A 10,195-nucleotide genomic window follows, 5' to 3' on the forward strand; every position below is an offset into this window, starting at 1 on the left:
GGAGCAAATTTATCGGGATTTGCTGCAAATTTATCGCGATTTTCAGCACTGGCAAAATACCATGTTGCATCGTCCCAGTCAAAGCTAAATTCGTCTTTCCCTTGAACGGGTTCACCTTTGCTAAAATAGGCGACGGGATCGTATCCTTTTAATGCTCGTCCTTGTTCGTCTAAATTTAAGGCAAAATCTTGCTGGCGATCGCTTTGGGATTCTGCTTTAGCAGGAACGCTGCTATCACTGCTAGAATCAGATTCGGAAGCACAACCGACAAATGCGAACAGAGAAGCACTGAGTGCTAAAATTAGTAATCGTTTCAGAAACATTGAACCTCCATTGTATATTTTTGCGTGTATTTTTGAGATTGAGAAATAATCTGCTATCGCTTTGATTAGCTATCCTGATAGAAATCCCTGAAAAACATTAGTCTTAAAACACTCTTTTTTTTGTCCAAAATAAAATTGAGTTGTTTTGTCAGACACCCGATTACAATTTTTGTTTTTTACTTAAACTCTGGCAGATGGAATAGGCGATCGCAGTTTCTCTATTGTCCATTTCTATCATATCAAATCCGGAGGATGAGGCCTTTAGCTCCTTGACGGATAGATACAAAATACACAAATATAACCTGAAGGAGAGAAAAGTCCCTCTTAGTAAACTATTTATTTTATTTATGTTTTGTCCCTGAAAAATGAATCGGTAAGGGATTTTTTTTTCTCGATCTCGAGAGATTGATAAATACTATCAATGCGATCGCCAAATAATTGTTTTATTTGTGAAGATAATTCTTCTTCCATAATCTCTTTCACTAGAACCAAGTTATCACTATTAAAAGCGAAATTTTCAATCGCGTCGATACTTTTTGCAAAATTTTTGAGTAACTTGCGACTTGCTCTTTTAATCCCTTGATGGACTTGAAGCTGAGAGCAACCAAATACAAGGCCAATTTCAGCTTGTGTTAGATTTGTTCCTTTACAAAGAATCAAAAAATCCTGAAGTTCAAGGGATAAATTATTAAATGTTTCACAAAGCACAACTTTCATAATATCTCGTTTTTCTAGCTCTTTCCATTGATTCAGATTGGTCTTGAGACTGGTCTCTAATTGGCTGCGATCGCGCGAATGAGATGAGTACATAGCTCTATTCCGATATGCTTTCGGAGTTCACCCCGATTCTTATTAACATACTAAAACATACTTTATGCTTCGTCAAGTCCATGTCAAAGAAAGGGACGATCGCTTAAACGATCGCCCCAGCAAGATTGTTAGTTTAGTCGATTGTCGAATTTCGATCATAACATAACATAAACTTTGGACTTGACATAACTACATAAATTGACCGATCGGTACATTCCCCTGTTGCATCTGTTATGCCGATCTCAACGCAAAACCCAAGGATAAGAAGGTTTTTGCAAAATTTTCAACGATTAGTGAAGTCTTTGAGTTATGCTGAGGATAGTCCTTAAATCGATTCAGACTGCCCTAAAGTATGGAACTCGATCGAGCTCTCAAAGTGGTAGAGGAAGTCCTCTTTACCCAGCAAAACCGACATTTAAGCGATCCAGAAATGACAATCCTACGAGGAACTTGGCAGGGGATGACTTATGATGAGATGGCTTTGAACTCTCAATACAGCGTTAATTACCTAATGCGGGATGTGGGTCCAAACTTCTGGCGATCGCTGTCGGAGATATTGGGAGAAAGGGTCAGCAAAAGTAATTGTCGAACCGTTCTCGAACGCTACCAGATGAGAACAAAACCGGTTCGAGACGCATCACCGGAAAACAAACATTCATTGCTAATACCTCCTTCTCCTCAACACCAAAACTGGGGAGAAGCACCAGATATTTCCCTGTTTTATGGTCGCTTGCGGGAATTAAAAACCCTCGATCGCTGGGTAATTAAAGAACAGTCTCGTCTGGTTTGTCTTTGGGGAATGGGAGGAATGGGAAAAACAACTTTATCTCGTCAGTTTGTTGAAAATGTCAAGGATCGTTTTGATTATTTATTTTGGCGTTCATTGCGAAATATGCCGCCAATTGTTGAGTTATTGGCTGAAATGTTATCTCTATTTTCACCGAGAGAAACATTACAAAATCACAGCGATCGCGGAATTTCTCAGGTTCTCGAATACTTACAAAAATACCGTTGTCTGATTATCTTTGATGATGTTGAAGCGATTTTACAAAGTGGTGGCTTAGGTCATTATGCTTTAGGATACGAGGCTTACGGACAATTTTTCAAGCGCGTTGGAGAAACACAACACCAAAGTTGTTTGCTGTTGAATTCCCAGGAAAAACTGAGAGAAATTATTCTCTTGGAAAATTCAACAAAATTTGTTCATTCTTTAGAATTACCAGGATTAAGATTAGATGAAGCTCGAGAATTATTTAAAGACAAAAATTTGACAGGGGAAAAAACATGGTCAGATTTTGTAGACTTGTACCAAGGCAATCCCTTAGCTTTAAATCTTACCATTATCACCATTCAGAACTTTTTTAATGGCGATGTTTCCCAGTATATCAGATTGAAAACAACCTATTTACCGACTGAAATTGCTAATATTTTACAGGAACGATGCGATAAAATATCAAGTTTAGAAATTGCAATCTTGACCCATTTAGCCAAAACCTCTCAATCCCTTTCTTTATTAGAGATTAAAGAAAAACTTTCTCCTCAATTAGAAGTTTCCGATGCGATGGTGGCGATCGAGTCTCTCAAAAGGCGATCGCTGATTGTAATCAAAACTCATGAGCAAGGAACGAGTTTTATATTACAACCCGTAGTCAAGAAATATGTCACAAAACACTATTTGAGTTCATCTCATAAAAACAATGAGTAAAAATATTTAGTAATATGAAATATTTGTAACAAAATTACCGTTCTATATCATGATATATTGGGTCATCAAATTTAGTTTTCGCAGTGTTTAGAAAGGAAGGAATCGATCGCTTATGCAACGGATTAAAACTTTATCTCTGCTGACTTTCGGTTTGCTTGTTTTTAGAGGTTGGAACATCTTCCCAAATCGATTACTAGCAGCAGATATGGCAAAAGATAGTACTAGCGAGTCGGGTCTGAATGCTTCAACTATCATCAATCTCAACGAACTAACCGCTAACCCAGAAAACTACGACTTCTTTACCTTCAGACCCAATTTAGAAAAACTCATTCTTTCCGGAGCCGCCGATACCGAGCATATCAGTATCTTGTGGTACACTATCCCAGATGGGAGTGTTGGACTCCACTACCACTCCATGACCGAATCCGTATATTCTATCGATGGTTCCCAGACCGACGCGAAAGGAGTTTATCCAACCGGATCCCTTTATTTTAATCCTCCTGGTAGCGGACACTCGATTTCAGACAGTACTGGTTTTTTTATTTTGTCCTACGCTTCACCACCCGATTTTGCCAATACAAACTTAATTAAGGACTACACCCCTATTCAAATTAACACTCTCGATCCCGAACTAGAGTCTATGTATCCCTTCGAGGAAGTCCAAGATAATGTTTTAGTTTACGACATTCCCCTTGATTCAGATGGTGGGATGAGTTCTCAATTTATCAAAAGTGCTTCCCCGAAAAGCTATGAATATCAAGGTAATTATCTTTTGGTACTTAAAGGAAGTTGTACGATTGACGGAACTGTTTTTGCTGAAGATATGTTAGTGGTCGCTCAAACGATTCAAACACAATCCTATAAAGTGAGTGCGCCGGAAGGACAGTCTTGCCTAGTTCTTGGTCTTTCGTTCTAGTGAGTCTGATGGCTGCTTGAAAAAGCGCCACCATTTTTGGTGGCGAGGATGCTGCAATTATAAGTGGTTAAGATAAGATTGCAACACAAAAAATTGTAGATTTGGTGGCTAAGGAAGCAACTCAAATACCTGTTCTCGACCTAAAGGATCGACAATAGAAACAGTCAAACGGCGATCGCTAGGAATAGAGACTTCTGCTACAAATTCACCTTGAGAATTTGGGGGAATTTCTTGACCATTGAGATAGACAAAATGAATAGGATGAACTTTGGCGATAACGCGAACCCGTTGGTTTGATAAGAGTTCCATCCTGATAGTTTGGACTTCCCCAATTTGACCTGAAGCAATAGGAGGTTTTCCTGGAAAAACAATTCCTCCTCCTCCAGAACTACATTCAATTTCGCCATCAGTCCCTTCTAAAACTACTGTTCCAGAAATAACAGCCATGCGGGTTTCCCCACTGGGTAAAACTGTTAAACCAAATTCTGTTCCTCTGACTCCTGCGTTCCCTGAAGGGGTTTTAATCTCAAATCGAGAGTCGGGATTATTAAAACGGCGCACTCTAACCCTTGTTCTTCCTTTAGCAAGAAACATCTGCGTCACTTTTCCGCCACTTTCAAGAGTATCGAGTCCTATGATTCTCACTTGAGAGTCCTTTCCGACTTCTACGGTACCGATGGCATCGTCCATTTCTAAAGTAGCCGTCGAATTTGCCCCCGTTTGCAATCCTACCCCAGTTTCGCTAATCGAGAGGCGATCGCCAGTCTTAACGGGTTGACCGTTAAAAGTAGCAGTCCCCTCAAGAGAACGAATTTGGACATAGCGATCGCTGTTGGTATCGTCTGAAGTCGCACTATTGGCGATCTGGGGAGTTGTCCAAAATAAAAACCCACCCAGAAGGAATAATAATGGCCAAAGTATGATTTTGGGTCGTTTAAAAAAGCGAAAAATTCTGTACATAGAGTGATTCCTCATAATGATTCTCGGTCATTGGATACTAACATTTAATTTTACAAATTGAGGGGGCTATCATCAGAACCGATCCGATATTCTGGCCACAGATTCATTTATTTTTAAGTTTTATGAAAAATTTGCCGCGATCGCCGTATTTTTGGTAATAGGAGATCGCGGCTATTGATCAATACTAATTTAGATAATTGAATTGAGAGTTTGAACAGCTTGGTTCAGTTGTTGTATCCCTATTTTGGTTTGATTAATACCACTAGCGGTTTCTTTTGCTGACTGATTAATGACGTTCATGGCATCGACTACCTGTTGAATTGCACTTGCTTGTTGTTGAGAATTTTGAGAAATTTGCTGATTTTTTAATAACATATTGTTAACAGCATCTGCCACCCCGGAGAAAGCATCTACCATACTTTGAGTAATTGTGCTTCCCGATTCTACTGTCTTAATGCCTTCATCTGTCACTCTAACGGTAGAATTTATTTCCTCTTTAATAGATGTAACGAGGTTATCAATCTGCTCCGTAGATTTTTTACTTTGATCTGCTAGTTTGCGAATTTCTGTGGAAATAACACTAAAACCTTTACCATTTTCCTCTGCTCGCACGGCTTCAACCGCAGCATTAAGTGCCAGCATATTAGTTTGACTTGCTAAATTGTTCACTACATTGGAGAACAAACTAATCTGATTATTTTGTTTATTTAAGCTCTCTATTTGTTTAGCGATCGCCTCGACTTTTTGTTTTAATGTTGTCATCGATTCTAGGTTTCCCTGCATAGCTAAACTTCCTTCATCAGTGATGGTTAGAGCTTGTTGTGCTGATATTGCAGCATTTTGGGCTTGAGATGCTGATTGTTGAGAAGAAGCACCCAACTCTTCCACTGTAGTAGTAGTTTGATTAACAGCAATAGCTTGCTGTGTAGCAGCGCGTTCTTGCTGTTCAATGGTGGCAGCTATTTCCGCAGAAGAACTGGCGATCGTATTGGCTATCTCATTGATGGGTTGGATAATTTTGCGAGAAATAAATACCATAATAAACGAACCAATTGCTAAAGCAATAGATGTACCTCCTACAGATACAAGCAGTGATAATTGCTCCGACTGTTTTGCTAACTGTGTTCGTTTAATCAAGAGATTCTCTTCTATTTCTATCATTTCTTGCAGCTTATTCCTGATTTCATCCATCAATAATTTTCCCCGATCTGAAAGAACTAAATCTCTTAATTCTTGCTCTTTATTCGCTCTTTTTAGAGATATAGTTTCGGACAATTCATCTAGTTTCTCTTGGGCTAATTCTTGGATTTTCTCCAAATTTTTTATTTGTTCTGGGTTATCTTGTACTAAATCATTGATCTCATCTATTGTTTTTGAGAAGCTGATTCTTCCTCTGTTATATGGTTCTAAATATGGCTCTTTACCCGTGAAAATAAAACCCCTCTGCCCTGTTTCCGCATCCACTAAATTCTTTTCTAATGCGTATAAATTTGTCTTGACTAAATAAGTATGGGTTTGCCATTCTACGGCTTCTCCCAATTTATTCATGCTCAATTTAGATACAAATCCAACACCAATCATTAACAAAAAAATAGAGCCGAATCCCAACGGTACTATTTTACTCAGCCGAATAGCATTCTGCGACATGGTATAACCTAATTTATAATCTAAATTTATAATCTAATTTATAACCTAATTTGGGCAATTATGCGGGACAGTTCTACTAGATCGATAGTCCTACTACTATTGCGATCGGGTTCATAAAACTTTTTACTTTTTATTTCTCGCTGGCAGGAAATTATTCTTGCCAAGAAAAGTATTATGACCTATTCTAGTTATAGTTGTTGTATTAATGCACTAAATTTTAATATTTTTTAACAAGTCTGCTGGTAAATTGATAATAATTGTGTTTTTTTAAGTTTTATGAAAATTTTGTCGCGATCGCCGATTGCCAAAAATACTGCTATTGTTGCCCTTGTGGTTGTTATTGTTTTTTTCTTTCTTTATATTTTTAAGTATTCCGGTAATATTACTGGCTTTTTTCGTATTGGTGATGTCCTCCCTTTATCTCCTTTTTTAAATCCTCAAGAAACTTTTATTTACTCAGAACAGTTAGGATATGACGGACAACAATTTTTAAGTATTGCCTTCGATCCTTTTTTACAACATGAAGGAACAATTGCGGCACTGGATCATCCTCTCTATCGCTATCGGCGTATTTTTTATCCTTTTCTGGGCTATCTTTTGAGCTTGGGAAATGTTCGCTTAATTCCTTATACAATGGTGGGAATTAATGCTGGTTGTATTGTTGCGATCGCCTCTCTTTGTGGTCTGTATTTAAAAGAAAAAAATGGAACGATCTGGCGATCGCTTCTGGTGCTTTGCATTCCGGGTTGTTGGTTGGTTTTTTCTCTGTCAACATCAGATTTGTTGAGCAGTTTTTTTCTCATTGCTTCTCTTTACTCTTATCAAAAAAATAAGCCAATTTTAACCACAACATTTTTAGCGTTAGCTTGTTTGACCAGAGAAACGGTTTTGGTGGTTTGGTTTGCATTTATTTTGGTCAGCTATTGGCAAAAAAACTGGAAGCAATTGCGGTATTTATTTGCAGTGCTTTTGCCCGTTTTTGGGTGGAATTTATATGTTTTTATTCGCTTTAAAAATCGAGGTATATTAGGAACTACAACAAACTTTGACTATCCCTTTCTAGGTATTTTTGATAAAATTGTTGGTTTTTTTCAAAATGAATTTACAACGAGTACAATTTTGGAAATCTATTTATTTGGCATTTTGGTTGCTTGTTTTATCTCGATCTTCTGGTCTGGCTATCGTCAGCCTCAGCAAAGTACTTTGCTTGTCGGTGTCACCTTTGCTTATGGCTTGCTATTTTGCCTGAGCAGTATTACAATTCTAGGCTATTATTTAGATTTCTCACGGGTTTATATGGATGTTTACTTTTTGTTGTTATTAAGTGCAGGAGAAGGCGCGATCGCGATCGCGCCTTTGGCTGCATCGGGATTAGCAAGTATTGCTTTCCTGCTGATACAATCATAGTAAGAGGTTTAAAGATGAATCACTCAGAGAATATAGAAACAAAAGAAACCTTTGAACGCAACTACCAGGCTGGAAAACAAGCCTTTGAAAATGGCAAATATAAAGCCAGTATAACCTATTTAGAAACAGCTTGTGCCTTGGTCAATCGTCCTTCGGGTTTGGGAGGAGAAGTGCAGATATGGTTAGTGACAGCTTATCAAGCAGCCAATGAAACAGAAGCCGCGATCGCACTGTGTGAAAAACTCTTATTACATCCCGACTCTCAAACCAAAAAACAAGCAAAAAATTTGATTTATATCCTCAAAGCACCGCAACTTAAGCGTCCCGAAGAGTGGATGACTAATATTCCCGATCTGGTGAATTTAGAGGAAAATACTGTTAACAGTTACTACGCTAATGTTAAACTTAAACCCCAGGAAAAACGAGATCGCAGCGATAAATCTTCCCCTCTCGATCCTCAAGAAATTAACAACCAAGATAATCAATTTACTGGATTTGCTTTCCTGGTAATTTTACTCATTTTGGGAGGACTATTTTTTTGGAGTCATTAGTTCCCAGTAACTTGATTTTTGCGCTTCTCAACCTAATGCGATCGCAATTCTTCAATCATGGTTTGAGCATCAACAGAAAGTTGAGATAATAACCGAGAAGCTACACTTAAAGTATCTTCTATCTCCCATGAGGCTTGCCATTCAAGAATTAAACCTAATAAAATATGTTCTGTATTGATAAGCAGATTTCCCCCCGAGATCGCCTCCTCCAGAGAAAATTCTAAAACTCGTTTAGCCTTGGGAGTTAAAGGAACTTCTTCCCCTGTTCCTCGACCTTCTCCAATAAATTCCTTAACTTCCTTTCGCGTTTGAACTAAATCCATCCCCCAAGATTTAAGCGATCGCGCAGCTTCTCCACTTCCTTCTCCCATCAGTCCTAATAAAATTTGTTCCGTCCCGATAAAATTATGGTTTAAGCGTGCTGCTTCATTACGTGCAAGTAATAAAACTTGTAAAGATTTTCCTCCCAAGCGATCGTAAATTGCGCTATCAATGAGATGTTCGAGATCGTCCTCTTCGGGAATATATAAAAAATGATTTTCGGTAATTAATTCATCTTTCCTTTCGCTGACCTTACTCCAGTCAACCACGCGCCGACGCACGCAACATTCAGCATAAAAAAATGCTAACAAATCTTCCAAAAGATCGACATCGATCGCATAATATAAATATTCCTCTTCTTGACGCGATCGCACTAACCCTTGTTGTTTGAGTTTAGCTAAATGGGGCTTGAGTTTAGCTTGAGGAATCTTTAGACGAGCTTGTATTTCCCCTTCCATCATACCTTGCGGATGTTTTTTAACCAACAAGCGTACAATAGTCAAGCGTGCGGTAGAGCCTAAAGCAGCAAGAAGATCCGCATAACGAGTGATATTATCTTTTTTCATAAGAAAGAGGAAATAGAGAGTAGGAAATAAGGAACAAAGAACAACAAATTACCTTTTCCGAATAATTGTTTGATATTCTTTCTCAGTGAATCGATCCTCTGAGCTTTCAAGGCGATCGATAAAAAGGATACCATTAAGATGATCGAGTTCGTGTTGAAAAATGCGGGCGACAAAATCAGTTAGAATTGTTTTTTGAAGATGGCCGCGGCGATCGCCGTATTCCACCTCTATTTCTTGCGATCGAGGCACTAATCCTCGCACTCCAGGCACGCTCAAGCACCCTTCCCAATCCTTCTCCCTTGCTTCCGAAGCTGCTAAAATGCGGGGATTAATCATTGCGGTAGGCTGCATCGTGGGAGCATACGGATAGCGATCGCTCGGTCTTGAAGCAATAATAAATAAACGATAAGATTGGGAGACTTGAGGTGCAGCAATACCCACACCCTTCGCTGCGGCTGCCGTTGCGATAAGATTATCGATTAAGACTTGAATCTGAGACTCTGTAACATCTTTGACGACTTGGGCTTGTTGGCGCAAAATAGAATGACCTAATCGAGCAATATCGAGCAGTTCGGACATAATCTAAGAAAAACAACCAATAGGGGGAGTCTGAGGGGGGATTGGTTTCCCCACTCGTCTATACGGTGGGGCGGAAAATCCCCCCTCAGAAATCAACTTTAACATCCTTATTTCTTCCTCCACTTTGGTTTTGGATGTACTGCTTAATGATTGCCAAAGGTGCGCCGCCACAGGAAACGATGCACTTGGAATCATGCCAAATTTTCGAGTGAGTGCTATATTTAAGTATAGTCCAAGCCATCAAGGAAAAGCAAAAATGGCAACGAGGCGATTAACATTTCGATTATATCCCAATCAAATCCAGTGTCAAACTTTGTTAGAGGCACGTCGTCTTCATGCTTATTTGTATAATGCTTGTTTGGCTCATCGACGTTTTGAATGGCGAAAAAATCGCAAGTCAATCGATTATT

General features: G+C 38.8%; 10 protein-coding genes and 1 pseudogene. 5 read left to right on the forward strand and 6 right to left on the reverse strand.

Features of this window, described 5'->3' with window-relative positions:
* Together VB714_RS06020 and VB714_RS06025 are read right to left on the reverse strand one after the other, a co-directional pair.
* A partial coding sequence (locus tag VB714_RS06020) for a YHS domain-containing (seleno)protein (RefSeq protein WP_323222162.1) occupies positions 1-323 on the reverse strand: 323 nt, incomplete at its 3' end.
* 345 nt (positions 324-668) lie between these two features.
* Positions 669-1,133 carry a hypothetical protein gene (locus VB714_RS06025; protein WP_323222164.1) on the reverse strand — a complete coding sequence of 155 codons (465 nt, stop codon included), beginning with the start codon at positions 1,131-1,133 and terminating at the stop codon, positions 669-671.
* A gap of 352 nt (positions 1,134-1,485) precedes the next feature.
* Between VB714_RS06025 and VB714_RS06030 the strand changes: the two genes are divergently transcribed.
* Positions 1,486-2,838 (forward strand): NB-ARC domain-containing protein, encoded by a 1,353-nt coding sequence (locus VB714_RS06030; protein ID WP_323222165.1) that lies wholly within the window; start codon positions 1,486-1,488, stop codon positions 2,836-2,838.
* A 205-nt stretch (positions 2,839-3,043) separates the two neighbouring features.
* Positions 3,044-3,754 carry a cupin domain-containing protein gene (locus VB714_RS06035; RefSeq protein WP_323222167.1) on the forward strand — a complete coding sequence of 237 codons (711 nt, stop codon included), beginning with the start codon at positions 3,044-3,046 and terminating at the stop codon, positions 3,752-3,754.
* A 108-nt stretch (positions 3,755-3,862) separates the two neighbouring features.
* Here the strand turns inward: VB714_RS06035 and VB714_RS06040 are convergent, their stop codons facing one another.
* Complete coding sequence (locus VB714_RS06040) at positions 3,863-4,714, reverse strand: FecR family protein (RefSeq protein ID WP_323222169.1); 852 nt, start codon at positions 4,712-4,714, stop codon at positions 3,863-3,865.
* Positions 4,715-4,903: 189 nt separating this feature from the next.
* Positions 4,904-6,361, reverse strand: coding sequence for a CHASE3 domain-containing protein (locus VB714_RS06045; RefSeq protein WP_323222171.1), 1,458 nt, complete (start codon positions 6,359-6,361; stop codon positions 4,904-4,906).
* Between the two features lie 276 nt (positions 6,362-6,637).
* Between VB714_RS06045 and VB714_RS06050 the strand changes: the two genes are divergently transcribed.
* Both VB714_RS06050 and VB714_RS06055 read left to right on the forward strand, forming a co-directional pair.
* The gene (locus tag VB714_RS06050; protein ID WP_323222173.1) at positions 6,638-7,768 is read left to right on the forward strand and encodes an AZOBR_p60025 family cell surface glycopolymer formation protein; all 1,131 of its coding nucleotides are present in this window, start codon (positions 6,638-6,640) and stop codon (positions 7,766-7,768) included.
* A 14-nt stretch (positions 7,769-7,782) separates the two neighbouring features.
* Entirely contained in the window at positions 7,783-8,319 is a 537-nt protein-coding gene (locus VB714_RS06055) for a tetratricopeptide repeat protein (protein ID WP_323222174.1), read from the forward strand.
* A gap of 32 nt (positions 8,320-8,351) precedes the next feature.
* Here VB714_RS06055 and VB714_RS06060 read toward each other — a convergent pair whose 3' ends face one another.
* The gene (locus VB714_RS06060; RefSeq protein ID WP_323222176.1) at positions 8,352-9,206 is read right to left on the reverse strand and encodes an ArsR/SmtB family transcription factor; all 855 of its coding nucleotides are present in this window, start codon (positions 9,204-9,206) and stop codon (positions 8,352-8,354) included.
* A 48-nt stretch (positions 9,207-9,254) separates the two neighbouring features.
* Positions 9,255-9,785 carry a peptide deformylase gene (def, locus tag VB714_RS06065; protein WP_323222178.1) on the reverse strand — a complete coding sequence of 177 codons (531 nt, stop codon included), beginning with the start codon at positions 9,783-9,785 and terminating at the stop codon, positions 9,255-9,257.
* A gap of 193 nt (positions 9,786-9,978) precedes the next feature.
* On the opposite strand from def, the pseudogene VB714_RS06070 reads away from it, so the two are divergent.
* Positions 9,979-10,195 (forward strand): annotated as a pseudogene (locus tag VB714_RS06070) (hypothetical protein); the annotation flags it as partial.

The sequence above is a fragment of the Spirulina sp. 06S082 genome, assembly GCF_034932145.1.
Taxonomy (GTDB): domain Bacteria; phylum Cyanobacteriota; class Cyanobacteriia; order Cyanobacteriales; family Spirulinaceae; genus CCY15215.

Bases quoted from the DNA above. Each gene is read 5' to 3' on its own strand.
- VB714_RS06055 (WP_323222174.1), top strand. From the start codon at position 7,783: ATGAATCACTCAGAGAATATAGAAACAAAAGAAACCTTTGAACGCAAC.
- VB714_RS06025 (WP_323222164.1), bottom strand. From the start codon at position 1,133: ATGTACTCATCTCATTCGCGCGATCGCAGCCAATTAGAGACCAGTCTC.
- VB714_RS06050 (WP_323222173.1), top strand. From the start codon at position 6,638: ATGAAAATTTTGTCGCGATCGCCGATTGCCAAAAATACTGCTATTGTT.
- VB714_RS06030 (WP_323222165.1), top strand. From the start codon at position 1,486: ATGGAACTCGATCGAGCTCTCAAAGTGGTAGAGGAAGTCCTCTTTACC.
- VB714_RS06035 (WP_323222167.1), top strand. From the start codon at position 3,044: ATGGCAAAAGATAGTACTAGCGAGTCGGGTCTGAATGCTTCAACTATC.
- VB714_RS06040 (WP_323222169.1), bottom strand. From the start codon at position 4,714: ATGTACAGAATTTTTCGCTTTTTTAAACGACCCAAAATCATACTTTGG.
- def (WP_323222178.1), bottom strand. From the start codon at position 9,785: ATGTCCGAACTGCTCGATATTGCTCGATTAGGTCATTCTATTTTGCGC.
- VB714_RS06045 (WP_323222171.1), bottom strand. From the start codon at position 6,361: ATGTCGCAGAATGCTATTCGGCTGAGTAAAATAGTACCGTTGGGATTC.
- VB714_RS06060 (WP_323222176.1), bottom strand. From the start codon at position 9,206: ATGAAAAAAGATAATATCACTCGTTATGCGGATCTTCTTGCTGCTTTA.